We start from the raw sequence: 24378 nt of genomic DNA on the forward strand, positions 1-24378 counted from the left end.
CTCCGGTACTGAATGACCGTTAGCTCACCTTATGTACCGATTCGCTGGCTCAGCGTACGTACCGTACGTACGAAAATGGTCCTCCGGCAGAGGGGCGGCGCTCGCGGTCGTGCTCGTCGCCCTGCTCACCGCCCTGACGCTGCCCGCACCCGGGGCGGCGGCCGATTCCCGGGAGGGCGAGGCGGCGGCGAGACCGTACTCCGGGCGGCCGGTGCACTTCAACGGCTGGGCCTTCGACACCTGCGAGGCGCCCTCCCTCGCCACCATGAAGGCCTGGCGCGCCTCGTCCCCGTACCGAGCCGTCGGCATCTACTTCGGCGGCCGGGGCCGAGGCTGCCCGCGCCAGACCAACCTCAACAAGCAGTGGGTCAAGTCGGTGGACCGGATGGGCTGGTTCCTGCTGCCGGTGTACGTCGGCTCGCAGTCCCCGTGCGTCACCGTCACGCACAAGCGCCGGTACGCCATCGGGCGCGACCCCTGGCGGCAGGGTGCCGCCGAGGCCCGCGACGCGGTCGTGCGGGCCCGCTGGCACGGCATGATCCCCGGCAGCACCCTCTACCTCGACATCGAGTCGTACGACGTCGGCAACCGCGCCTGCGCCGCCCGCACCCTGGACTTCGTGCGCGCCTGGAACCGCGAGCTGCGCCGCCACCGCTACATCCCCGGCTACTACAGCAGCGCCGACTCCGGCATCGCCCACCTGGAGCGGGCCCGCCGGGCGAAGATCGGGGACCTGCCCACCGTGGTGTGGTTCGCCCGCTGGGGCAAGAAGCCCTCGGTGTCCGGGGAGCCGTCGCTGCACCCGAGGGCCTGGATGCCGCACCGCCGCATCCACCAGTACGCCGGCAACGTCAAGGAGAGCCACGGCGGGCACCGGCTGAACATCGACCGCAACCGCATCGACGCCCTGGTCGCCCGCACCTGGGAGTGACCCCCGCACCCACCGTCCCCCGCCCCGACCCCGACCCCGGGCCCGTTCCGACCCTGACGTGTCCCCGGCCCCCCTCCACCTACAGGAGGTGGGGCCTGCCCCACCCCTACAACCTGAGGCGGACATGCCTTCGGGACCTGGGGCCGATCCCCGGGGCCCCCGCCACTTCTAGCGTGGAACACATGACCACGCCTGTCTGCACCAGCGCATCCAAGGCCGCCACCGGGCACGCCGGGCACACCGCGAACCCCGGCCGCACCGCCTTCACGGGGTACCCGTCGTTCTCCTCCTACGTCCGGGCCCGGGGCCCCGTCCTGCTGCGCACCGCGCGCTCGCTGACGGCCAACCCCAGCGACGCCGAGGACCTGCTGCAGACCGCGCTGACCAAGACGTACGTCGCCTGGGAGCGCATCGAGGACCACCGCGCCCTGGACGGCTACGTGCGCCGCGCGCTGGTCAACACCCGCACCTCCCAGTGGCGCAAGCGCAAGGTCGACGAGTTCGCCTGCGAGGAGCTGCCCGAGCCGTCCACCTCCACGGTCGCGCCCGCCCCGGACCCCGCCGAGCGGCAGGTCCTGCACGACGCCATGTGGCGGGCGATCATGAAGCTCCCCGACCGTCAGCGCGCCATGGTCGTCCTCAGGTATTACGAGGACCTCAGCGAGGTGCAGACCGCCGAGGTGCTCGGCGTCTCCGTCGGCACCGTCAAGAGCGCCGTCTCCCGCGCGCTCGGCAAGCTCCGCGAGGACCCCGAGCTGACCCCGGTGCGCTGACCGGCCAAGATCTCTCCAACGGGCTCCCGGATTTTGCCTGCTTTTTGGTTACCCCCAGGTAGTGACATACCGCCGGGTACGCGCGCAGAATCGGCCGCACACCCTCGGGCGACATTTCGCTGCCCGTGCTCTTTGTGCCTTTTCGCGCGCCCACCGGGAGGACGCCGTGCTCAGCACCATGCAGGACGTATCGCTGACCGTGACCCGCATCCTGAAGCACGGGATGACCATTCACGGGAAGTCGCAGGTCACGACATGGACGGGTGAGGCGGAGCCGCAGCGCCGCAGCTTCGCGGAAATCGGCGAGCGCGCCACCCGCCTCGCGAACGCGCTGAAGGACGAACTCGGCGTGGTCGGCGACCAGCGGGTCGCAACCCTGATGTGGAACAACGGCGAGCACGTCGAGGCGTACTTCGCGATCCCCTCCATGGGTGCCGTCCTGCACACCCTCAACCTGCGCCTTCCGGCCGAGCAGCTGATCTGGATCGTCAACCACGCCGCCGACCGCGTGGTCATCGCCAACGGCACCCTGCTCCCCCTCCTCGCCCCGCTCCTCCCGCACCTGCCGACCATCGAGCACGTGGTCGTCGCGGGTCCCGGCGACCGCTCCCTCCTCGACGGCTGCGCGCCGCAGGTCCACGAGTACGAGGAGCTGATCGCGGACCGCCCGACCACCTTCGACTGGCCGGAGATCGACGAGCGCTCCGCCGCCGCCCTCTGCTACACCTCCGGCACCACCGGCGACCCCAAGGGCGTCGCGTACTCCCACCGCTCCATTTACCTGCACTCCATGCAGGTCAACATGGCCGAGTCGATGGGGCTCACCGACCAGGACACCACCCTGGTCGTGGTCCCGCAGTTCCACGTGAACGCCTGGGGCCTGCCGCACGCCACTTTCATGACCGGCATCAACATGCTGATGCCCGACCGCTTCCTCCAGCCCGCCCCGCTCGCCGAGATGATCGAGCGCGAGCGCCCCACGCACGCCGCCGCCGTCCCCACCATCTGGCAGGGCCTCCTCGCCGAGGTCACCGCCAACCCCCGCGACCTCTCCTCGATGTCCCAGGTCACCATCGGCGGCTCGGCCTGTCCGCCGGCCCTCATGGAGGCGTACGACAGGCTGGGAGTGCGGCTCTGCCACGCCTGGGGCATGACCGAGACCTCCCCGCTGGGCACCATGGCGCACCCCCCGGCCGGTCTCACCCCCGAGGAGGAGTGGCCGTACCGCATCACCCAGGGCCGCCTCCCGGCGAGCGTCGAGGCGCGGCTGGTCGGCCCGGCCGGGGAGATCCTCGCCTGGGACGGCGAGTCCGCCGGTGAGCTGGAGGTGCGCGGCGCCTGGATCGCGGGCTCGTACTACGGCGGCGCGGGCGGCGAGAACTTCCGCCCCGAGGACAAGATCAGCGAGGACGGCTGGCTGAAGACCGGCGACGTCGGCGTCATCAGCGCGGACGGCTTCCTCACCCTCACCGACCGGGCCAAGGACGTCATCAAGTCCGGCGGCGAGTGGATCTCCAGCGTCGACCTGGAGAACGCCCTGATGGCCCACCCCGAGGTCGCCGAGGCGGCGGTCGTGGCCGTACCGGACGAGCGGTGGGGCGAGCGCCCGCTGGCCACCGTCGTCCTCACCGAGGGTTCCACGGTCTCGTACACCGACCTGCGTGACTTCCTCGCGCAGACCGTCGCCAAGTGGCAGCTCCCGGAGCGCTGGGCGCTGGTTCCGGCGGTACCGAAGACGAGCGTCGGCAAGTTCGACAAGAAGGTGATCCGCAAGAGCTACGCGGACGGGGAGCTGGAGGTCACCGAGCTCTGAGCAACGGACGAGGGCCGGGGTCGTGTTTCACGTGAAACACGGCCCCGGCCCTTCGTGATGTTTCACGTGAAACAGCGCCGCTCGGGAGCTTGAGAGCGTTTCACGTGAAACATCCATGCCCGTACGTCAGTTGGTGCCGATCTTCGCCAGCAGATCCACAATCCGCCCCTGCACCTCGGCACTTGTGGAGCGCTCCGCGAGGAAGAGGACCGTCTCGCCCGAGGACAGCCGCGGAAGCTGCGCCTGGTCGAGACCGGCGGAGGTGTAGACGACCAGCGGCGTGCGGTTCAACTGCCCGTTGGCGCGCAGCCAGTCGACGATGCCCGCCCTGCGCCGGCGCACCAGCATCAGATCCATCACGACCAGGTTCGGCCGCATTTGGGTGGCCAGGTTGACCGCCTCGGTGTCCGTCGCGGCGCGGGCGATCTGCATGCCGCGGCGCTCCAGGGTGGCCGTCAGCGCGAGCGCGATCTCCTCGTGCTCCTCGATCAGCAGGACACGCGGCGGATGCTGCTCGCTGTCGCGCGGCGCGAGCGCCTTGAGGAGCACGGCCGGGTCGGCTCCGTACGCGGCCTCCCGCGTCGCCTGTCCGAGACCGGCCGTGACCAGCACCGGGACCTCCGCCGCCACGGCCGCCTGACGCAGCGACTGGAGCGCGGTACGGGTGATCGGCCCGGTCAGCGGGTCCACGAACAGGGCGGCGGGGAACGCCGCGATCTGCGCGTCGACCTCCTCGCGGGAGTGCACGATCACCGGCCGGTAGCCCCGGTCGCTGAGCGCCTGTTCCGTGGAGACGTCCGGCGCGGGCCACACCAGCAGCCTGCGCGGGTTGTCCAGCGGCTCCGGGGGCAGCTCGTCGTCCACGGGCTGCGGCACGGGCCGGTTGGAGACCTCCACCGCGCCGCCCGGGCCGTCCAGCGGCTCCGGACCCTCGCTGCCCTCGTCCGGGGCCTCTATGGCGTACGCACGGCCCTCGGAGGCCTCCGGGATGAGCTGCTGGTGCTGCTGCGGGGCGGCCGGGCCGGTGGGCGTGCCGCCGGTCGGGGTGTGCTGGGTGCTCTGCGGGTGCGGGCGGGCCTCGGGCTCCGCCTCGGCGGCTCCGGCGAGCGCGGCCGCTGCCGGGCGCTCCGCCTCGGTGGGCGCCGCCAGCTTGCGGCGGCGGCCCGAGCCCAGCGTCTGGTTCTGCTGCTGGGCGATCTGCTGCGAGAACGGCGCGCCCTGCCCGAGGGTGCGCACGCTGAAGGCACGCCCCTGGGTGGAGTGCGTCGACTCGGCGGGCATCGGCTGCGGTGCGCCGGGCAGCCGGGGCTGCGCCTGCGGGAGGGGCTGGGCCTGCGGGTGCTGGGGGCTCTGCGGGTTGGCCACGTCGGCGGACGGCGTCGGCCAGCCACCGGGCGCGGGCCGCTCCTGCGGTACGTCACCGGATCGGCCGGGAACCCGGTCCGCCTCGGCGGGCGGCAGCGCGAACGGGCTCCGCGCCTCCTCCGGCTCGGCCGGTGCCGTCGCCAGCGCACGCCGGGCGCGGCGGCCGCCCCCGGCCTGGGCCCCCTGGTGCGGGGCGGCGCCGGCGGAGGCGAGCACCTGCTCGTGCCCGGAGGTGTCCTCCGCCGTGGGGTTCTCCGCGCGGGCGGCGGAGGGCATGGCCGAGGCGTCCGCACCCGGCGGCCGCTGACCGTGGGAGACGGGGGCGGGCGGCAGCGCCGGCATCCCGCCGTCCTCGGGGGAGGCGCGGCGAGCCGCTTCGGCGTGCGGAGGCACAGCCTGCGGGGGCAGGCCCTGCGGGGACACGGCCTGCGGGTGCAGGCCCTGCGGGGACACGGCCTGCGGGGGCAGGCCCTGCGGAGGGACACCCTGCGGCGGCACGGTCTCGCCGAGCGCGGCACGTCCGGCGGCGCCCTCGCCCGCCGTCACGACCGAGCCCTCGGCGGGCCCGGCGGGTGCGCCGGACGGGTCGGCGGGGCGGGACGGGCCGGGAAGCGCCAGCGCCTGACCGGCAACGGGTGCCGGGGCGTCCGTACCGGAGGCGCTGCCGGCAGGGGCTGCCGCTGAGGGCTCCTCGGAGGGGCTCGGGCGGCCGCGCCTGCGGCCCGTGCCGCCTGCGCCCTCGCCGGTGCCCTGCTGGGCCGGGATCATCTCGTGCTGCTCGTCGGCGGGGCCGCGCCGGGCCCTGCGCCGCCCGCTGGGGGCCGCGGCGGACTCCGGGGCCTGCGGGGTCTCCGGAGCGCTCTCCTCGCCGTCGAGGAAGGCGTCGGTGGAGGACCGCCGGGCGCGCCGACCGCCGCTCTGCTGGGCGGGGACGGGGGCCGGGGCCTCCGCCGCCGGTGCCTCGGGGTCCGGGGTCCGGACGGCGCCGGAGCCCTCGCCGATCGGCACCTCCAGGACGTACGCGCTGCCGGTCATGCCCGGCACCTCGTGCGTCTGGAGCACACCGCCGTGCGCCTGGACGATGCCCCGCACGATCGGCTCGTGCACCGGGTCGCCGCCCGCGTACGGGCCGCGCACCTCGAAGCGCACGACCTCGCCGCGCTGGGCGGCCGCCACCACGATCGTCGAGTCCACGTAACCGCCGGCCGCCGCCGCTGCCGGGGCCACCTTGCCGGTCGAGTCCACCCCGGCGACGTCCGCCACCAGGTGGGCCAGGGCGGTGGCCAGCCGTACGCCGTCCACCTCGGCCTCGATCGCGGGCGCGTGCACCGCGAACTGGGCGCGGCCCGGACCGATCAGCTCGACCGCACCCTCCACGGCCGCCGCGACGACGCCGTCCACCAGCACGTTCGCCTTGACCAGCGGCTCGACGCCGGAGGCCAGGCGCTGGAAGCCCAGCACGTTGTCGACCAGCGTGGTCATGCGGGCGTACCCGGCGGCCAGGTGGTGCAGGATCTGGTTGGCCTCGGGCCACAGCTGTCCCGCCGGGTCGGAGGCCAGGGTGCCCAGCTCGCCGCGCAGCTCCTCCAGGGGGCCGCGCAGGGAGCCGCCGAGCACCGCGCTCAACTGGGCGTGCCGGTGGGCCAGTTCCTCGTGCCGCTCCTGACCGAGGGCGACCTCGGCGTCGTACCGCTCGCGCGTCGCGGACAGCTCCTCGGCGTGCTCGGAGGTCAGCCGTTCCAGCTCCTGGGCGTGCTCGGAGGTGAGGCGCTCCAGCTCCTCGGCGTGCCGGGTCGCCTGCTCCTCGTACGCACGGCGGTCGGCGAAGGTCATCACCGCGCCGACCAGCTGCTCGCCGTCGCGCACGGGAGCGGTCGTCAGGTCCACCGGAACCTGCTTGCCGTTCTTCGCCCACAGCACCTGGCCGCGCACCCGGTGCTTGCGCCCGGACTTCAGGGTGTCGGCGAGCGGGGACTCCTCGTACGGGAACGGTGTCCCGTCGGCCCGCGAGTGCACGGCGAGCGCGTGCAGCTCCTTGCCGCCCAGGTCGCTGGCGCGGAAGCCGAGGATCTGCGCGGCGGCCGGGTTCGCGAGGACGATGCGGCCCTCGGTGTCGGTGCCGACGACGCCCTCGGAGGCGGCGCGCAGGATCATCTCGGTCTGCCGCTGGGAGCGGGCCAGTTCGGCCTCGGTGTCGACGGTGCCCGAAAGGTCCCGTACGACCAGCATGAGCAGTTCGTCACCGGTGAGGGAGGTGGCGCCGGCCGGCCGGTCGGCGGAGTAGGCGTCCCGTCCGTCCTCCAGGTTGGCGCTGGTGACCTCGACGGGGAACTGGCTGCCGTCGGTGCGCCGGGCGGTCATCCGGGTCGGCCTGGTGCGGCCCTGCGCGTCGGCCCCGCTGGGGCGGCGCATGGATCCGGGGATCAGCTTGGAGTCGAACTCCGGCAACAGGTCGAGGAGTCCGCGCCCCACCAGTGCGGTGCCCGGGGTCTCGAAGGTCTCCAGGGCGATGGCGTTGGCGTTGACGACGGTCCCGTTGCAATTGACGAGCAGGAGCCCGTCCGGGAGCGCGTCGAGTATCGCTGCGAGGCGAGCAGCGCCTCGGGATGGCCTGCTGCTCACGACGACGGTTCCTCCCTGAATTACTGCATTTTGCCCAGTCGGTGACCCTCCGGCAGCCCCAATTTTTCCCCTCGGGCCGCACGTTGTCACTGGAAGGAGTCTAAAGGCTGGGGATACGGGCGTGACGGCGGATGACGGGGAGCTGCTGTGGAGCTGCCGCCGCGGTGGAAGTGGATCTTGGTGGAACGCGTTGCGGGCCCGGCCGGGGTACGAAGTGGATCTTCGTCGCGAATCGCCTCGCCGGGCCGCCACAAGTGCTTTGCCCTGCCGCCCTGTCGCCTAGTACCGTGGGGTGCGATTGGTGACACCGCGCAATGCTGTGCCATCATCTGCAACGCACCTACTCGCGAACGCGCAAGCGCTGGCGTGTGTGGGTCGTGCTGGAGGCGTCGCCTAGTCCGGTCTATGGCGCCGCACTGCTAATGCGGTTTGGGTCTTAAAGCCCATCGAGGGTTCAAATCCCTCCGCCTCCGCCAGCACCATCGAAGCCCCGGTCCACCAGGACCGGGGCTTCGGTCGTTCTCGGGGGCGGCTCCGGCGCGCGGGGGTCCGATTTCCGGACGTGGTCACTCGGAGCCGCTGCCTCCGGCGCGCCACGCCCGTCACCCGTCCGGGTGTTTGTGCAGGTCAGGCGGGGTGTGCGCAATGGATTTCGCATGACGGCGCAGGTCATGTAATGTTCTTCTTGCAACGCCGACGGGGCGGAAAACGGCCCGGAAGCACAGCGACAAGCACTCGTAGCTTAACGGATAGAGCATCTGACTACGGATCAGAAGGTTGCAGGTTCGAATCCTGCCGAGTGCACAGTGAGGGAAGCCCCCCGGACAGAGTCCGGGGGGCTTCTTCGTGTCCGGGGGTGTTCGGGCTCGGGGCGTTGTCAGTGGTGGGGGACACACTGGCGGTATGGAGAGGGAGCGGGCGGGGCGGCGGGAGTGGCGCAGTGCCGGGCTGAGCTGGGCCGGCGGGGTGCCGGGGTTGCGGTGGGAGGGCGGGGGTGCCGGGGGTGGGCCGGTCAGTCCGTTGTCGTACGGGGTGGGGGCCGGGGGGCTCGTGGCGTACGGGCGGGAAATCGGGTTCCGGGTGGTCGGGGAGCGGCGGTGTGTGGGGGTGCGGGGGAATCCGTGTCCCCTGCGTGCTGTGGTGGCGGGGCGGGCCACGCAGGCGCAGTGCGGGGAGTGTGCGCGGCTGGACCGGTCGCGGTCGGTGGCGGCGGACACGATGGCTGACGATCCGCGGCCGTACGCCGTGTATCTGGCGTGGTTCGGGCCGGGGATTGTGAAGGTGGGGATCACCCGGGAGGACCGGGGGCCGGCGCGGCTGCTGGAGCAGGGGGCAGTGGCGTTCAGCTGGCTCGGGCGGGGGCCGTTGATGGCGGCGCGCCGGTGCGAGGAGCTGTTGCGGGCGGGGCTCGGGGTGCCGGACCGGATCTCGTACGCGAAGAAGCGCGCGGTGCGGGCGGCGCTGCCGGGGGCGGCGGAGCGGGCCGAGGAGGTGCGGGAGCTGCATGCGCGGGCGGTGGGGCTGGAGGGGTGGCCGGAGGCGTTGGGGGTGGTGGGGTGCGAGGTGGTGGATCACGCGGGGGTGTTCGGGCTGGAGGGGTTGGCGGGGGCTGTGGGTGTGGTGAGGGAGCTGGTGGGGGGTGGGTGTGTGGCGGGGAGGGGCGTGGCGGTGGCGGGGCCGGATGTGCATGTGGAGGTGGCGGGAGTGGGGGTTGTGGTGGTCGACAGTCGGTTGTTGGCGGGGTGGGGGTTGGAGAGGGCGGATGTGGGGGGTGGGGTGACGGTGCCGGTGAAGGGTGTGGAGGGGGAGGTGGGGGTGCAGGAGGGGTTGTTTTGAGGGGGGTTGGGGGGGGAGGGGTTCGTGTCGCGCTTTGGGGTGAACTTCGGTTGATATCCGGCTAGTTGGCTTGACGGGTGTGTCAGCTTGCGGGTGGAGGTGATGATCGATGTACGAGCAGAGCAGGTCGCCGGAAGAGGCGGCGGAGCAGCGGCAGGACGCGATCGAGGTCGGGGACTTCGTGTATGCGGCGACGGGGTCGCGGGTGAGGCGGGTGACGTTGCCGGATGGGACGCATTGGTTTCCGGCGAAGGATGTGGCTAGTGGCTTGGGGTATTCGAACCCCCGACAGGCGATCCGCTGGCACGTCGAAGACAGTAATCAGAAGCTGCTCGGAGATATTGCACCTGGGGGCTATGGACTAGCCCCCGCGCGTAAAGGTGCAGCTCAGGGGCTGCGCACAACGATGAAGATGGTGAATCTCCAGGGACTCATCAACCTCGTCAACGGGTGCACGAAGCCTGAGTGCCAGCCCTTCCGGAACTGGGTGGCCGAGGTCATCGCGACCATTCAGCGAGATGGTTCGTACGCTCTGGAGCCTGCTCCGGTGCAGCCTGTGGAGAGTCGTGGGACGGCGTACGTCATGCCGCCCGAGGTGATCGATGTGATCGTTCGGCTCGAAGAGCGGAATGTGCGGGCGGATGAGCTTCTCGCGGCCGCGCAAACCGAGCGGGCGCAGCAGGTTCACCGGACGAACGACCTGCTGGACAGGATCGCGGGGTCCCTGGAGACGCTGGTCGAGCGTATGGAGCCTCGGGTTCCGGTGCAGGAGGCTCCCGAAGTCACGCCGCAGCAGCTGTTGGATACGTGGCGGCAGCGGAATCTCGTGGTGACGGACGACGTGCATGCGGTGGCGGCCTATCTCGCGCCGGCGTTGGTGCGGGGTGCGGCGGGGTACACCGTCGAGACCATCGCGATGAAGACCGGGCTTCCGCAGGCGCGGGTGCATGACTGTCTGCGGCTGCTGCTCAAGCGCGGGTGCATGAAGCAGCGGGGGGTGGGGGCGGACGGGGCGCCGGTGTACGTGCTGCCGTAGCGCGGGATGACAAAGGGCCTGAAGTCGCAAATCGAAGTTGCGGCTTCGGGCCTTGTCGTACCGTACCGAACCTTCGAGGTGAACTTTCCTGAACCGTCGATTGGGCCGACGGTTGGTGCGACATCGCAGGTCAACCCCTGTGGATAACTTGCAGCTTCTTGAAGCAAGTTGATGCACGTAGCGTGCCGCGCATGATGAACAGTGCAGATGAGGCGTCCCAGGTAAGGGAGTTCGCGCGGCGGATCGGGGTTCCGGGGTTGGTGGATGTGCATACGCACTTCATGCCGGAGCGGGTGTTGAAGAAGGTGTGGGCGTACTTCGACGCCGTGGGGCCGTTGACGGGGGTGGAGTGGCCGATCACGTATCGGTTCGAGGAGGAGGAGAGGGTGCGGGTGTTGCGGGAGTTCGGGGTGGTGGGGTTCACCTCGATGATCTATCCGCACAAGGCCGGGATGGCGGAGTGGCTGAACGGGTGGGGGGAGGAGTTCGCGGGGCGGACGGAGGGGTGTCTGAGGACGGGGACCTTCTTTCCGGAGGCGGGGGTCGAGGGGTATGTGCGGCGGGCTGTGGAGGGTGGGGTGAGGGTGTTCAAGGCGCACTTGCAGGTGGGGGCGTACGACCCGAACAGCCCGGAGCTGGAGGGGGTGTGGGGGGTGCTGGCCGAGGCCGGTGTGCCTGTGGTGATGCACTGCGGGTCCGGGCCCGTGCCGGGGAAGTTCACCGGGCCGGGGCCGGTCGGGGAGGTGCTGGCGCGGCATCCGCGGCTGCGGGTGATCGTGGCGCACATGGGGATGCCCGAGTACGGGGAGTTTCTGGGGCTGGCGGAGAGGTACGGGGAGGTCCGGCTCGACACGACCATGGCGTTCACGGACTTCAGTGAGCGGATGGCGCCTTTCCCGAAGGGGGAGTTGGGGCGGCTGCGGGATCTGGGGGCTCGGGTGTTGCTGGGGAGCGACTTTCCCAATATTCCGTACGGGTACCTGCACCAGCTGGAGGCGCTGGAGCGGCTCCAGCTGGGCGAGGAGTGGTTGCGGGCGGTGTGCTGGGGGAACGGGGCGCGGCTGTTCGGGCTGGAGCCGGTGCGTTAGAGAGGGGCTAGAGGAGGGCCTTGGCCAGGGCTCGCCATTCGGTGCGCGGGAGAGCGGTGCGGGGCAGGGCGGCCGGGGGCAGCACCTGGAGGGCGAGGTGGTCGGCGCCGGCCGCGTAGAACTCCTCCGCCTTGGAGCGGATGCGGTCCTCGTCGCCGAGGGCGAACAGGGCGTCCAGGAGGCGGTCGCTGCCGTCGTTCTCGAAGTCGGACTCCGTGAAGCCGAGGCGGAGGAGGTTGTTGGTGTAGTTGGGGAGGGGGAGGTAGCGGGTGAGCATGGTGCGGGCCACCGCGCGGGCCTCGTCGAGGTCGGGGTCGAGTACCACCGTCAGCTCGGGGGCGAGGAAGGCGTCCGGGCCGAGGGCTTCGCGGGCCTGGGCCGTGTGGGCCGGGGTGACCAGGTACGGGTGGGCGCCGGCGGCCCGGGCGGAGGCCAGCTTCAGCATTTTCGGGCCCAGGGCGGCGAGGACGCGGCGCTCGGCGGGGAGCGGGGTCTCCGCCTTGTCGAGTACGTCCAGGTAGTCGGTCATCGCCGAGTACGGGCGGGCGTACTGCGGGGCGAGCGCGTCGTGGCTCACGCCCAGGCCGAGGACGAAACGGCCGGGGTAGCGGGATTCGTACGCGGCTGCCGCGGCGGCCACGTCCTCGGCCGGGTGGTGCCAGATGCTGAGGATGCCGGTGGCGACCTTGATGTGGTCGGTCGCTTCGAGGAGCGGGGCCACGTCGGCGGGGGACGGACTGCCGCCGGACCAGATCGTTCCGTATCCGAGGTCCTCCAACTCCGTGACCGCGTCGGTGAGTTCCAGCAGGTCCTGGGGCTCGGGGGCGCGGAGGGCTCCGTGCCAGATGCCGAGGCGGCCGTACGTACGGGTGTGCTGGGAGCGGTGGGAGTCGGAAGTCATGTGGGGGCTAACGGGCAGGTCGGCGGGGCTATTCCGGAGAGGCGGGGTTCGTTCGTACAGGCTGCACGGGGGCTGTGTTTGTACGGGCTGTGCGGGGGGCTGTGTCCTTGTGGGGTTTCTCAGGGGATTCACAGGAAGGGGCAAGGGGGCTCTCACCGATCGTGCCGAGGGTGGGCCCATGCGGACGACAGTGAGTGGGCCCCGGGCGGGCGAGCAGGCGGCTGAGCGGGTGGGCGGCCGCGTGGCCGAGCGTGGTGGTGCGGGAGGCGGTGGGCGTGACGGTGGTGCCGTACGCGTACTGGTGGTGGACGACGAGGCGTCGCTCGCCGAGCTGCTGTGCATGGCGCTGCGGTACGAGGGGTGGGAGACCCGGAGCGCCGGTGACGGCGCGGAGGCCGTGCGGGCGGCGCGGGTGTTCCGGCCGGACGCGGTCGTACTGGACGTGATGCTGCCGGACACGGACGGGCTGGCCGTGCTGCGCCGGGTCCGGGCGGATCTGCCGGACGTACCGGTGCTGTTCCTGACGGCGCGGGACGCCGTGGAGGACCGGATCGCCGGGCTCACGGCCGGGGGCGACGACTACGTCACCAAGCCGTTCAGCCTGGAGGAGGTCGTGGCGCGGCTGCGCGGGCTGATCCGGCGGAGCGGGCGCGGGCGGGTGGTGGCGCGGCCCGACTCGGAGCTGGTGGTCGGGGATCTGCGGCTGGACGAGGACAGCCATGAGGTGTGGCGGGGGGAGGACGAAGTGCGGCTCACCGCGACGGAGTTCGAGCTGCTGAGGTTTCTGATGCGCAACCCGAAGCGGGTGCTCAGCAAGGCGCAGATTCTGGACCGGGTCTGGAACTACGACTTCGGGGGGCAGGCGAATGTGGTCGAGCTCTACATCTCGTACTTGAGGAAGAAGATCGATGCCGGGCGTACGCCGATGATCCACACGCGGCGTGGGGCCGGGTACTTGATCAAGCCGGGTGGGTGAGGGGGCTCGTGAGCTCCTTCAGGTTCAGGTTCCGGGGGCGGCGGGCGCAGTCGTTCCGGCGGCGGACGCTGTCGTTGCGGGCGCGGCTCGTGGTGTCGTGTGTGGCGTTGGTGGCGGTTGTTGCGGCGGTGGTGGGGGTCGTGACGTCCGTCGCACTGCATTCGTATCTGGAGGGGCAGGTCGACGAGCAGTTGGTTTCGGCGTTGGGGCGTGAGCACGGAAGTGGGCTGCTGTTCGTGGCCGCGCCCGGGCAGCCGCTGGGGACCGTCGGGCTGCGCGACGACGTGGGGGCACGGAGCGTGTCGGGGACGGGGGAGCGGGCCGAGTCGCATCTGAAGGGGCTGCGGGCCGGGCAGGTCGCCGCGTTGCAGGGGGTGCCGAGGGACGGGAAGCCGCACACGGTGAGCGTGCCGGGGCTCGGGGAGTACCGGGCCGTGGTGGGCAGTGGCAAGGGGGCGGGGCTGGTGCTGTTCCGGGGTGACGTCCGGAGTGATGCCCGGGGTGACAAGGGGGTGGGGCCTCTCCCCGGGCCCGGGGGGCTGCCGGGCGGGGAGGGGGAAGGCGGGGAGGTCGTGCTCGGGTTTCCGTTGGCGGAGGTGCAGGACACCGTTCGTACGCTCGTGGTGGTCGTGGTCTGTGTGACGCTCGCGGCGCTGGTGGCGGCTGTGATCGCGGGGAATGCGTTGGTCGGGGCCGCGCTCAGGCCGTTGCGGCGGATCGCGGCGACGGCCACGCGGGTGTCCGAACTTCCCTTGGACCGGGGTGAGGTGGCACTCCATGAGCGGGTTCCGGAGGCTCAGGCGGACGCCCGGACCGAGGTCGGGCAGGTCGGGGCGGCGCTCAACCGGATGCTCGGGCACGTGGGGGCGGCGCTGGCGGTGCGGCAGGAGAGCGAGATGCGGGTGCGGCGGTTCGTCGCCGATGCCAGTCATGAGCTGCGGACGCCGCTCGCTTCGATACGGGGGTACGCGGAGCTGACGCGCCGGGGGCGGGAGGCGGCGGCCGCCGGGCCCGACACACGGCATGCGCTCGGGCGGATCGAGTCGGAGGCGGCGCGGATGACCGGGCTGGTGGAGGACTTGCTGCTGCTGGCGCGGCTGGATGCGGGGGTCGGGGCGGGGGCCGAAGTGGATGTGAGAGCGGTGCTCTCGGTAGAGAGCGTTGATCTCCTGCCGCTGGTCGTGGACGCGGTCAGCGATGCGCGGGCTGCGCGGCAGGGGCATGTGTGGCGGCTGGAGTTGCCCGACGAGCCGGTGGTGGTGCGGGGGGATGCGGGGCGGTTGCAGCAGGTGCTGGTGAATCTGCTGGGGAACGCGGGGGTGCATACGCCGGAGGGGACGAAGGTCGTCGCCCGGGTGGGTGAGGAAGTGGGGGAGGGAGGGGGTCGGTGGGCCGTTGTCGAGGTGCGGGACGACGGGCCCGGGGTGCCTCCGGAATTGGTGGGGCGGGTTTTCGAGCGGTTCGCTCGGGGGGATGTGGGGAGGGCGCGGGTGCCCGTGCGGGTGCCCGTGCGGGCGGGCGGGTTCGGTGTGCCCGTGCGGGCGGCGGGGGGATCGGTGGGGGGACTCGGTTCGCCCGTGCGGGGCGAGGGCTCGGGGGTCGGGTCGACCGGGCTCGGGTTGGCGATTGTGAGGGCGGTGGTGGAGGCGCATGGGGGGCGGGTCGGGGTGGAGAGTGTGCCGGGGTGCACGGTGTTTTCGGTGCGGGTGCCCTTGTAGGGGGGCGGGTGTGTCGGTGCGGGTGGGTTGTGGCCGGAGTCCAGGCGGGTCCCCAGCCCCGCCCCTTCACCTAAACTCGCGAGGCTGTTGGGGTGGGTTGCTGTTCAGGACCGGGGCTACGCCCCTTGCCCCCTGCACGGCTTCGCCGTGCGTCCTCAAACGCCGGACGGGCTGAGTTCCAAGCCCCGGACCGGCTGAATGCCAAGTCCACAGCCCACCCACAGCCCCACCACACCCCCCACCCAGCCTCCCCCCGCAGCCTCTCCCCATGAGGCCAACCAGTGAGAGTTCGCTCCTCCCCCTCCGCATCCCCCTGCGGCCCCGCGACGACGGCGTCCCCCTCCTCGACCTCGTCGTCCCCGTCCACAACGAGGAGCACGACCTCGAACCCTGCGTCCGGCGCCTCCTCGCCCACCTCACCCGCACCTTCCCCTACTCCTTCCGCATCACCGTCGCCGACAACGCCAGCACCGACCGCACCCCCGCCGTCGCCCACCGCCTCGCCCGCGAGCACCCCGAGGTCTCCTGGGTCCGGCTTCCCGAGAAGGGGCGCGGGCGGGCCCTGCGCCGGGTCTGGGAGGCCTCCGACTCCCCCGTCCTCGCCTACCTCGACGTCGACCTCTCCACCGACCTGAACGCCCTCCTCCCCCTCGTCGCCCCCCTCGTCTCCGGCCACTCCGACCTCGCCATCGGCACCCGCCTCGCCCCCGCCTCCCGCGTGGTGCGCGGCCCCCGGCGCGAGTTCGTGTCCCGTACGTACAACCTCATCCTGCGGTCCTCGCTCGCCGCCCGCTTCAGCGACGCCCAGTGCGGGTTCAAGGCGATCCGGGCCGATGTGGCGCACCGGCTGCTGCCGATGGTCGAGGACACCGGGTGGTTCTTCGACACCGAGATCCTGGTCCTCGCCGAACGCGCCGGGCTGCGCATCCACGAGGTCCCCGTCGACTGGGTCGACGACCCGCGCTCCAGCGTGCGGATCGTCCGTACGGCGATCGACGACCTCAAGGGCGTCTGGCGGGTCGGCCGCGCCCTCGCGACCGGAGCCCTGCCCCTGGACCGCCTCGCCCGCCCCTTCGGCGACGATCCGCGTGATTCTCAATTCCCCGCAGCATCACAAGGACTGGTGCGCCAGCTCATCGGATTCTGCTGCGTCGGCGTGCTCAGTACGCTCCTCTACCTCGGCCTGTACGCCGCCGCGCGCACCGTCGCTGACCCCCAACTGGCCAACGCCGCAGCCCTGTTGGTGTCTGCCCTGGCCAACACCGCCGCCAACCGCCGCCTCACCTTCCGCGTCCGGGGCCGCCGCCGCGCCGTCCGCCAGCAGGCCCAGGGGCTCGTCGTCTTCGCCATCGGACTGGCCCTGACCAGCGGTTCTCTCGCCGCCCTCGCCGCCGCCGGCACCCCGTCCGTGCACAGCGAGCTGGCCGTCCTCGTCGCCGCCAACCTCGCCGCCACCGTCCTCCGCTTCCTGCTGCTCCGCGCCTGGGTCTTCCCCGAGGCGACAGCGGCAGGGCGAGAGAAGAGCTGAAGCACCCATGAAAAAACCCCAGTTGAAAATCCGTCCCGGACTCCTCTTCCTCCTCCTCGCCACCGCCGCCCTCTACCTCTGGAACCTCTCCTCCTCCGGCTACGCCAACTCCTTCTACTCCGCCGCCGTCCAGGCCGGCAGCGAGAGCTGGAAGGCCTTCTTCTTCGGGTCGTCGGACGCCGCGAACTCCATCACCGTCGACAAGCCCCCGGCCGCCCTGTGGCCCATGGCCCTCTCCGTCCGCCTCTTCGGGCTCGGCTCCTGGCAGATCCTCGTGCCCGAGGCGCTGATGGGCGTCGGCACGGTCGCCGTCCTGTACGCGGCCGTCCGCCGCCGCTTCTCGTACGGAGCCGGACTGCTCGCCGGTGCGGTCCTCGCCCTCACGCCCGTCGCCGCGCTCATGTTCCGCTTCAACAACCCGGACGCCCTCCTCACCCTCCTCATGACCGTCACCGTCTACTGCGTACTGCGCGCCCTGGAGGACGCCCGTACGAAGTGGCTGGTGTGGGCCGGTGTCGCGGTCGGCCTCGCGTTCCTGACCAAGACCCTCCAGGCCTTCCTGATCCTGCCGCCGCTGGCCCTGGTCTACGGAGTCTGCGCGCCGACGACCGTGCGCAGGCGCATCGGTCAACTCGCGCTCTCAGCCGGTGCGTTGATCGTCTCCGCCGGTTGGTGGGTGGCCCTCGTCGAGCTGTGGCCCGCCGCCTCCCGTCCGTACATCGGCGGCTCCCAGACCAACTCCTTCCTGGAGCTGACCTTCGGCTACAACGGCCTCGGCCGGATCAACGGCGAGGAGACCGGGAGCGTGGGGGGCGCGCCACGCGGCGGCGGTGGCGGCGGCATGTGGGGCGAGTCCGGTGTCCTGCGGATGTTCAACGAGGCCGTCGGGGGCCAGATTTCGTGGCTGCTGCCCGCCGCCCTGATCCTGCTGGTCGCCGGTCTGGCCGTCACCTGGCGGGCCGCCCGCACCGACACCGCCCGCGCCGCGTTCCTCGTCTGGGGCGGCGCACTGCTCGCCACCGCCGCCGTCTTCAGCTTCATGGCGGGGATCTTCCACGAGTACTACACCGTCGCCCTCGCCCCGTACGTCGCCGCCCTCGTCGGCATGGGCGCCACCGTCCTCTGGGAGGAGCGCCACCACCCGGCCGCCGCCCTGACCCTCGCCGCGAGCATCGGCGTCACCGGTTACTGGGCGTACGTCCTCCTGGGTCGCACCCCCGACCAACTGCCCTGGCTGCGCTGGGCAGTGCTCGGTGCGGGTGCCGTAGCCGCCGTGGGCGTGCCGGCGGTCGGGCTGCTGTCGGGGCGGGGTGTACGTCCCGTCCTTCTGCGGTACGTCGCCGTGGGCGCGGCCGCGCTGGGCCTCGCCACCGGGCTCGCCGGTCCGGCGGCGTACGCGGCGCAGACCGTGGGCACCGCCCACACCGGCTCCATCGTCACCGCCGGCCCCTCCACCCGGGGCCCCGGCGGCCTGCACTTCCGGGGCGGCGAGGGCGAGGGCCTGTGGCTCGTCGGCCCGGGCGGCGCGGCCCGCGTCGGAGGGCCACAAGGGGCCCAGCCCCCGCCCCAAGGAGCCCAGCCCCCGCAAGGAAGCGCTACCCCCAACTCCCCCCGCGGCGGCCCCCCTTCCCGTGCCGGAGAATCCGGCGGCGGCCCCATGAACGGCCTCCTCGACGGCCGGCGCGTCAGCGACGCGGCCAAGGCCCTCCTCGCCGCCGACGCCGACGACTACACCTGGGCCGCCGCCTCCGTCGGCTCCCAGAACGCCGCGAGCTACCAACTCGCCACCGGGAAGCCCGTGATGGCCATCGGCGGCTTCAACGGCAGCGACCCGTCCCCGACCCTGGCCGCGTTCCAGAAGTACGTGCGCGAAGGACGGATCCACTACTTCATCGGGGGCGAGGGGGACCAAGGAGGCGAAGGGCGCGGCATGAGGGGGCCGGGCGGCGAGGGCAACGGCTCCGCCATCTCCTCCTGGGTGCAGGCCAACTTCACCAAGGTCTCCGCAGGCGGAAGCAGTTTCTACGACCTGACGAAGCCTCTCGCCGGCTAATTGATTTTACGGCGCACAAGAGATTCCTCTACGGTGTACAACGCCTGCCTGTACACCGTAGAGGAGTCCCGCCGTGGCAACGACGACCACAGACAACACACCACCCGCCCCCACACCAGGAGCACCAGGGGCATCAGGAACATCCGGAGGCGGCCACCCCCAGCGCTGGCTGATCCTCGGCGTCATCTGTCTCGCCCAGCTCACCGTGCTGCTCGACAACACCGTCCTGAACGTCGCCATCCCCTCCCTCACCACCGAACTCCACGCCTCCAGCACCGACATCCAGTGGATGATCAACGCCTACGCGCTCGTCCAGTCGGGGCTCCTGCTCACCGCGGGCAGCTCCGCCGACCGCTACGGCCGCAAGAAGCTGCTGGCCGCCGGGCTCGCGCTGTTCGGGCTCGGGTCGCTGGCGGCCGGACTCGCCCAGAGCGCAGGCCAGTTGATCGCCGCGCGGGCCGGAATGGGCATCGGCGGGGCGCTGCTGATGACCACCACCCTCGCCGTCGTCGTGCAGATCTTCGACGAGAAGGAGCGGGTCAAGGCGATCGGACTGTGGTCCACCGTGGCCATGCTCGGTTTCGCCTCGGGCCCGCTGCTCGGCGGCGTCATGCTGGAGCACTTCTGGTGGGGTGCGATCTTCCTGGTCAACATCCCCGTCGCGGTCCTCGCGCTGGTCGCGGTCCTCGCACTCGTACCGGAATCCAAGAATCCGGCCGGTGACCGGCCCGACCTGCTCGGCGCGCTGCTGTCCACGATCGGCATGACCGCGATCGTGTACACGATCATCACCGGGCCCGAGCACGGCTGGTCCTCCGGCCAGGTGCTGGGCGCGGCGGCGGTCGGGGTCGTGGCGATGGCCGTGTTCGTCTGGTGGGAGCTGCGGATCCCGCATCCGATGCTCGACATGCACTTCTTCCGCGACCAGCGGTTCGTGGGCGCGGTCGCGGGGTCGATCCTGGTCGCGTTCGGCATGGCGGGGTCGCTGTATCTGCTCACCCAGCACCTCCAGTTCGTGCTCGGGTACGAGCCGCTGGAGGCGGGGCTGCGGACCGTGCCGCTGGCCGCGACCGTCGTCGTACTGAACCTGGCGGGCGTCGGCGCCCGGCTGCTGCCCAGGCTGGGCACCCCGGGCACCATCCTGCTCGGCATGGGCTGCGTCGCGGCCGGGCTCGCGGCCATCGCCGTCCTCGGCGGCGACTCCTACGGCGGCATGGTCGTCGGGCTCGTCGTGATGGGCGTCGGCGCCGCGCTGGCCGGGCCCGCGATGGCCAATGCCCTGATGAGCTCGATCCCGCCGGAGAAGGCGGGCGTCGGTGCAGGAGTCAACGGCACCCTCGCCGAGTTCGGCAACGGCCTCGGGGTCGCGGTGCTCGGTGCGGTCCTCAACTCCCGCTTCACCGCCCTCCTCGCGGGTGCGGTGGGCGCGGTGTCCCTCCCGGCGGCCCTGGCGGCGGCCCGCACCGAGGGGGAGCGGGAGCGCGTCCGGGACGCCTTCGCCTCCGGTCTGGAGACCAGCCAGCTCGTCGGCGCGGCCGCCGTGCTCGCGGGCGGAATCCTGGCGGCGGTGCTGCTCAGGCGGGCCGAGGCCGCCACCCGTACGTCGGGGGCGTGAGCCCCGTGCACCGGGGGCGTGAGCCCCGTAACCCTGCGGCACAGGCCGCCCCGTACCCGTCCAGCCCGATACTGAATAGCATCGGGCCGGACGGAACCGGAACGCCACGGTCCGGCTGAGCAGAGCCAAGGAGTGTGCCCCATGGTGCCCGCGGACGACCGCGTCAAGAAGCCCGGAATGCGCAGTGTGTGGCTGGACGCGAAAGCGCCGCGCAGCAGCGGGGGGAGTGCCGGGCGCAAGACGGACCCAGCCACCGGAGGCAAGGCCGACCCCGCCGCCGGAAGCAAGGCCGACCCCGCCGCCGGGCTCGACCGGGAGAAGATCACCGCCGCGACCGTCGCCCTGCTCGACGCGGAGGGCCTCGCGAAGTTCTCCATGCGCCGTCTGGCCGCCGAGCTGGGCGTCACCGCGATGTCCGTCTACTGGTACGTCGCCAACAAGGACGACCTCCTGGAACTCGCCCTCGACCAGGTGGCCGGCGAGCTGTCCCCGCCCGACCCCGACGACGACACCGACTGGCGCGACCAGCTGCGCCAACTCGCCCAGAGCTACCGGGAGATGCTCGTCGGGCACCCCTGGGCGACGGGGCTGCTGAGCCAGTTCCTCAACATCGGCCCGCACATGATGGCCTTCTCGCGGGCCTCGATCGAGGTCATGCGCAAGGGCGGCGTCCCGGTGGAGCGGCAGGGCGGGGCGATCTCCGCCGTCTTCCAGTTCGTGTACGGATTCGCCAACAGCGAGGCCCAGTTCTACCGGCGGGCCGCCGACGCCGGGCTCACCGTGGACGAGCTCTTCCGGGAGTCGATGGGGCTGATCGCCGGGGAGATCGAGGAGTCGGAGCTGTTCCGCGCCTCCAGCGAGATCATGGCGGCGCGCGGCGGGGACACGGTCACGGAGATGTACGGGAGGGACTTCACGTACTCGCTGGACGTGCTGATCGCGGGGATCGAGGCGACGAGCGGGGGCACGGGCCGGCCGTGAGAGGGGCCGGTCAGGCCTCCCAGCCCCACCGCTCCTCCTCCCCCGCCACCGCGTCCGCCACCGACGCGAACACCGGTACGTCCCGCCGTACGCCCGTCAGCGTCACCACCCGGCGCACCACCCCGCCCTCCTCGACCGCGAGCCGCACCGTGATGCCCGCTCGCTCCGCGTACTCCCGCGTGGCGGAGATCAGGCGGGCACCTCGGCTGTCGGTGAAGGACGTGCCGGTGAAGTCCAAGACCAGGACGTCCGTGAGGTCGCGCCGCAGGTCCACGGCCTCGCACACGGCCCCGTACAGCGCGTCGGCGTTGGCGATGTCGATCTCGCGCGGCATCACGAGGAGCGTGCACCGGGGGCGGTGCGGCAGACCGGGAAGATCGCTGAGAGTGAGACGGAAGGGCACAGTGGTCACCTGTCCGATGCCGGCGCCTTGATGCGCCGTGGTCGGGGGCCGCTTCCTGACCGGGACTTTCATTGGACCATGCGGGCGGCGGCCGGTCGAGAGTGCCGGGGCAAACCCCGCCGAGGCTTTGCACTGGCGTCCGCGCCTGGCTGATCGCCGCCTGCTTGCTTCGCCGCAGGACAGAAGCGGATAGAGTCTGTTCGTCCTTTGCTCGCAGTCGGGAATGTGCTGCGGAGCTCTCCCGCGCACGGCTGTATCCAACGCCGTGCACGCCGAAGAGGTTCGTGGTGACTGCGTCCGACATTCCCGAAATTCCGCATGGCCAGGTTGATTTCGGCCTGCCTCATGCCCCCTCGGCTGCCCCTGCCGACGGCCCCGCCGACTCCGGTCTCGCCGAGGCCCTCGCCGCCGCCGCGGTCGAACTGCACGAGGCCGAGGGCCGCGAGCAGACCGCCCGCACTGCCGTACGGCTCGCCCGCGACCTGGTCCCGGGCACCGACCGTGCCGGGCTCTTCGTCGTCGAGCGCTCCGGCCGGGTCCGTACCCTCGCCACCACCGACGACGTGTCCGCCTCGGAACTTCTGCCGCCGGGCGAGGAGTTGTGGGAGTCGCCGCTGTCCGTCGCCGACGACGGGGACGACGGCTGTGCGCTCTTCCTGCGGCTGCGCGGCCACCAGAGCCGGTTCAGCGTGCTGAGCCTGTACGCCAAGCGTCCCGGCGTGTTCGCCGACGCCGCGGTCGTACGGGTCGGGCGGCTGCTGGCCGCGTACGTGGGGATCGCCCTGGAGACCGTCGACGTCACCGAGCAGCTCACCGAGGCCATGCACACCCGCGACGTCATCGGCCAGGCCACCGGGCTGCTCATGGGGCGGCTCGACATCGACGCCGCGCAGGCCTTCGACCGGCTCGTCAGCGCCTCGCAGAAGAACAACGTCAAACTCCGGGACATCGCGTCACGCATTGTCGATGCATCTGCCACGGAGTGACGACAGTGAGTGACGGCACAGCGTTTCCGGCCCGAAAGGGGGCAAGCGCGGAAGTATGACGGACTCGACCGAGACGACTGACGCAGCCGCGGACGCGGGAGGACCCGGTCGGCGGATCAACGGCTTCGACCTCACGTCGATGCACGACGCACTCACCGACTGGAGGGGCCTCGACTCCTTCCTCCAGGAGCTGACCGAGCAGGCCGTACGGGCCGTCGGGAGCGCCGATTCGTGCAGTGTCACGATGCGCAGGAACGGCCGCCTGCTGACCACCGCCAGCAGCGACGCCACGGCGCTCACCCTCGACGCGATGCAGTACGAGGTGGAGTCGGGACCCTGCGTGTGCAGCCTGCGCGAGGGGGTCGAGCAGTACGCCGCCGACACGCTCGACGAGGACCGCTGGGGGCCCTACCCGGGGCTGGCCGCGGGCCAGGGCGTCCGGTCGGTGTTCGCCGCGCCGCTGTCGGTGCAGGGCCGCCCGCCGTCGACCGTGCCGGACGCGGAGGCGCGGCCCCACACGGTGGGGGCGCTGAACCTGTACGCGCGGGCGCCCGGGGCCTTCGAGGGCTCGCAGGAGGTCGTACGGCGCTTCGCGGAGCAGGCGGCGGGGGCGGTGGCCGTCGCCGAGCGCATCGAGAAGGAGACGGAGGCGGCGCGGGACCTGCGGGCGGCGATGGAGTCCCGCTTCGTCATCGACCAGGCCATCGGCATCGTCATGGCCCGCCGGCGCTGCCCCGCCGAGACCGCCCTCGGCGTGCTCCGCCGCGCCTCCCAGGGCCGCAACATCAAACTCCGCGAACTCTGCTACGAACTCGTCCTCCAGACCGGCGGCCGTCCGCCGGAGCCGGGCCACTTCACCCGCCGGGACTGACACCGGCAGGGGGGGGCCCGGCTTCCCGGTCCGCCCCCCCGCACACCGTTACGCCCCCGGCAGGGTCTCGCCCTGGACGGCCTGGATGTCCAGTTCCACGCGGAGGGTCGCGCCGATCGCGGAGATGCCCGCCTGGACCACCTGGTTGTAGTTCATGGCGAAGTCGTCGCGGCGCAGGTCCGCCGTCGCGTGGAAGGCTGCCCGGACGCCGCCCCACGGGTCCGGGCCCGTACCCAGGTAGCTGAGGTCCAGGTCGACCGGGCGGACCACCCCGTGCAGGGACAGCTCGCCGCGCACCGTCCAGCGGTCCGGGCCCGCCGGGACCAGGCCCGTGCTGCGGTAGGTGATCGAGGGGTACGTCTCGACGTCCAGGAAGTCGGGCGACTTCAGGTGGCCGTCGCGCATCCCGTTGCCCGTGTCGATGGACGAGGCCGAGATGACCGCCTCCACCCGCGACTTCTCGACGTCCGGGGCGATCTCGATCTGCCCGGAGAAGTCGGTGAAGCGGCCGCGCACGCTGGAGATGCCGAGGTGCTGGGCGACCGCGCCCACGGAGGAGTGGACCGGGTCGATGGTCCAGACGCCCGGCGGGGGCAGCTCCACGCCGCCCTGACGGGTCAGCACGACGTTGCCCGCGTCGATCCGGCCCGCCGCCGTCACCAGTGCCGTGGAGGCGATCGGTGCGTAGCCGACGGCCGTCACGATGACCGTGTACGGGCCGGGGACCAGGGCGGTGGTGTCCGTGACGACGCCGTCCGCGTCTGCCGCCGCCCGCAGCACCTGCGTGCCGGTCATGTCGGTGACGGTCACCACCGCGTGCTGCACGGCCCAGCCGTCCCGGGTCCGTACCTGTGCGCGAAGTCCCATACCGCTTACCTGCCT

Annotated in this window: 18 protein-coding genes and 2 tRNA genes; 16 read left to right on the forward strand and 4 right to left on the reverse strand. The window is 72.0% G+C overall.

What is annotated here, in order from left to right; all coding sequences use genetic code 11:
* Window positions 1-31: 31 nt before the first annotated feature.
* The 3 genes from IE269_RS10815 (at window position 32) to IE269_RS10825 (ending at window position 3517) form a co-directional block, all read left to right on the forward strand.
* Entirely contained in the window at window positions 32-931 is a 900-nt protein-coding gene (locus tag IE269_RS10815; protein ID WP_189822616.1) for a DUF1906 domain-containing protein, read from the forward strand.
* A gap of 182 nt (window positions 932-1113) precedes the next feature.
* Window positions 1114-1704, forward strand: a complete 591-nt coding sequence (locus tag IE269_RS10820; RefSeq protein ID WP_189822617.1) for a SigE family RNA polymerase sigma factor — start codon at window positions 1114-1116, stop codon at window positions 1702-1704.
* Between the two features lie 166 nt (window positions 1705-1870).
* The gene (locus tag IE269_RS10825) at window positions 1871-3517 is read left to right on the forward strand and encodes a long-chain fatty acid--CoA ligase (RefSeq protein WP_189822618.1); all 1647 of its coding nucleotides are present in this window, start codon (window positions 1871-1873) and stop codon (window positions 3515-3517) included.
* Between the two features lie 126 nt (window positions 3518-3643).
* Here the strand turns inward: IE269_RS10825 and IE269_RS10830 are convergent, their stop codons facing one another.
* Entirely contained in the window at window positions 3644-7504 is a 3861-nt protein-coding gene (locus IE269_RS10830; protein ID WP_189822619.1) for a PAS domain-containing protein, read from the reverse strand.
* Window positions 7505-7886: 382 nt separating this feature from the next.
* On the opposite strand from IE269_RS10830, the gene IE269_RS10835 reads away from it, so the two are divergent.
* The 5 genes from IE269_RS10835 (at window position 7887) to IE269_RS10855 (ending at window position 11464) form a co-directional block, all read left to right on the forward strand.
* Window positions 7887-7980 (forward strand) — tRNA-Ser (locus IE269_RS10835).
* A gap of 255 nt (window positions 7981-8235) precedes the next feature.
* Window positions 8236-8308: transfer RNA gene (locus IE269_RS10840), tRNA-Arg, on the forward strand.
* A gap of 99 nt (window positions 8309-8407) precedes the next feature.
* Window positions 8408-9340 carry a DUF2797 domain-containing protein gene (locus IE269_RS10845; protein ID WP_189822620.1) on the forward strand — a complete coding sequence of 311 codons (933 nt, stop codon included), beginning with the start codon at window positions 8408-8410 and terminating at the stop codon, window positions 9338-9340.
* A 109-nt stretch (window positions 9341-9449) separates the two neighbouring features.
* On the forward strand, window positions 9450-10376 hold the full coding sequence (locus IE269_RS10850) for a BRO-N domain-containing protein (protein WP_189822621.1): 927 nt from the start codon (window positions 9450-9452) through the stop codon (window positions 10374-10376).
* Between the two features lie 191 nt (window positions 10377-10567).
* A complete protein-coding gene (locus IE269_RS10855) occupies window positions 10568-11464 on the forward strand; it encodes an amidohydrolase family protein (RefSeq protein ID WP_438817533.1) in 897 nt (298 codons plus the stop codon).
* Window positions 11465-11471: 7 nt separating this feature from the next.
* Here the strand turns inward: IE269_RS10855 and IE269_RS10860 are convergent, their stop codons facing one another.
* The gene (locus IE269_RS10860) at window positions 11472-12365 is read right to left on the reverse strand and encodes an LLM class F420-dependent oxidoreductase (RefSeq protein ID WP_189822622.1); all 894 of its coding nucleotides are present in this window, start codon (window positions 12363-12365) and stop codon (window positions 11472-11474) included.
* A gap of 178 nt (window positions 12366-12543) precedes the next feature.
* On the opposite strand from IE269_RS10860, the gene IE269_RS10865 reads away from it, so the two are divergent.
* From IE269_RS10865 to IE269_RS10890, 6 genes are all read left to right on the forward strand, one after another.
* The gene (locus IE269_RS10865; RefSeq protein ID WP_189822623.1) at window positions 12544-13341 is read left to right on the forward strand and encodes a response regulator transcription factor; all 798 of its coding nucleotides are present in this window, start codon (window positions 12544-12546) and stop codon (window positions 13339-13341) included.
* A gap of 8 nt (window positions 13342-13349) precedes the next feature.
* Entirely contained in the window at window positions 13350-15059 is a 1710-nt protein-coding gene (locus tag IE269_RS10870) for a HAMP domain-containing sensor histidine kinase (protein WP_189822624.1), read from the forward strand.
* A gap of 268 nt (window positions 15060-15327) precedes the next feature.
* Window positions 15328-16587 (forward strand): glycosyltransferase, encoded by a 1260-nt coding sequence (locus IE269_RS10875; protein WP_189822625.1) that lies wholly within the window; start codon window positions 15328-15330, stop codon window positions 16585-16587.
* A gap of 7 nt (window positions 16588-16594) precedes the next feature.
* The gene (locus IE269_RS10880; RefSeq protein ID WP_189822626.1) at window positions 16595-18640 is read left to right on the forward strand and encodes an ArnT family glycosyltransferase; all 2046 of its coding nucleotides are present in this window, start codon (window positions 16595-16597) and stop codon (window positions 18638-18640) included.
* 73 nt (window positions 18641-18713) lie between these two features.
* Entirely contained in the window at window positions 18714-20255 is a 1542-nt protein-coding gene (locus tag IE269_RS10885) for an MFS transporter (RefSeq protein WP_189822627.1), read from the forward strand.
* Window positions 20256-20396: 141 nt separating this feature from the next.
* Entirely contained in the window at window positions 20397-21236 is an 840-nt protein-coding gene (locus IE269_RS10890) for a TetR/AcrR family transcriptional regulator (protein ID WP_189822628.1), read from the forward strand.
* Between the two features lie 10 nt (window positions 21237-21246).
* On the opposite strand, the gene IE269_RS10895 is transcribed toward IE269_RS10890, so the two are convergent.
* Window positions 21247-21648 carry an STAS domain-containing protein gene (locus IE269_RS10895; protein ID WP_189822629.1) on the reverse strand — a complete coding sequence of 134 codons (402 nt, stop codon included), beginning with the start codon at window positions 21646-21648 and terminating at the stop codon, window positions 21247-21249.
* Window positions 21649-21926: 278 nt separating this feature from the next.
* Between IE269_RS10895 and IE269_RS10900 the strand changes: the two genes are divergently transcribed.
* Together IE269_RS10900 and IE269_RS10905 are read left to right on the forward strand one after the other, a co-directional pair.
* Complete coding sequence (locus tag IE269_RS10900) at window positions 21927-22625, forward strand: ANTAR domain-containing protein (protein WP_229897529.1); 699 nt, start codon at window positions 21927-21929, stop codon at window positions 22623-22625.
* A gap of 55 nt (window positions 22626-22680) precedes the next feature.
* On the forward strand, window positions 22681-23496 hold the full coding sequence (locus tag IE269_RS10905; RefSeq protein ID WP_229897530.1) for a GAF and ANTAR domain-containing protein: 816 nt from the start codon (window positions 22681-22683) through the stop codon (window positions 23494-23496).
* 48 nt (window positions 23497-23544) lie between these two features.
* Here IE269_RS10905 and IE269_RS10910 read toward each other — a convergent pair whose 3' ends face one another.
* Window positions 23545-24363, reverse strand: coding sequence for a YceI family protein (locus IE269_RS10910; RefSeq protein ID WP_189822630.1), 819 nt, complete (start codon window positions 24361-24363; stop codon window positions 23545-23547).
* Window positions 24364-24378 lie beyond the last annotated feature (15 nt).

This window comes from Streptomyces spiroverticillatus, from assembly GCA_014650415.1.
Classification (GTDB): Bacteria; Actinomycetota; Actinomycetes; order Streptomycetales; family Streptomycetaceae; genus Streptomyces; species Streptomyces spiroverticillatus.

Coding starts and splice junctions, on each gene's coding strand:
- IE269_RS10855 (WP_438817533.1), top strand. CDS start 10,568: ATGATGAACAGTGCAGATGAGGCGTCCCAGGTAAGGGAGTTCGCGCGG.
- IE269_RS10875 (WP_189822625.1), top strand. CDS start 15,328: ATGAGGCCAACCAGTGAGAGTTCGCTCCTCCCCCTCCGCATCCCCCTG.
- IE269_RS10860 (WP_189822622.1), bottom strand. CDS start 12,365: ATGACTTCCGACTCCCACCGCTCCCAGCACACCCGTACGTACGGCCGC.
- IE269_RS10815 (WP_189822616.1), top strand. CDS start 32: ATGTACCGATTCGCTGGCTCAGCGTACGTACCGTACGTACGAAAATGG.
- IE269_RS10890 (WP_189822628.1), top strand. CDS start 20,397: ATGGTGCCCGCGGACGACCGCGTCAAGAAGCCCGGAATGCGCAGTGTG.
- IE269_RS10820 (WP_189822617.1), top strand. CDS start 1,114: ATGACCACGCCTGTCTGCACCAGCGCATCCAAGGCCGCCACCGGGCAC.
- IE269_RS10865 (WP_189822623.1), top strand. CDS start 12,544: ATGCGGACGACAGTGAGTGGGCCCCGGGCGGGCGAGCAGGCGGCTGAG.
- IE269_RS10850 (WP_189822621.1), top strand. CDS start 9,450: ATGTACGAGCAGAGCAGGTCGCCGGAAGAGGCGGCGGAGCAGCGGCAG.
- IE269_RS10910 (WP_189822630.1), bottom strand. CDS start 24,363: ATGGGACTTCGCGCACAGGTACGGACCCGGGACGGCTGGGCCGTGCAG.
- IE269_RS10880 (WP_189822626.1), top strand. CDS start 16,595: ATGAAAAAACCCCAGTTGAAAATCCGTCCCGGACTCCTCTTCCTCCTC.
- IE269_RS10845 (WP_189822620.1), top strand. CDS start 8,408: ATGGAGAGGGAGCGGGCGGGGCGGCGGGAGTGGCGCAGTGCCGGGCTG.
- IE269_RS10905 (WP_229897530.1), top strand. CDS start 22,681: ATGACGGACTCGACCGAGACGACTGACGCAGCCGCGGACGCGGGAGGA.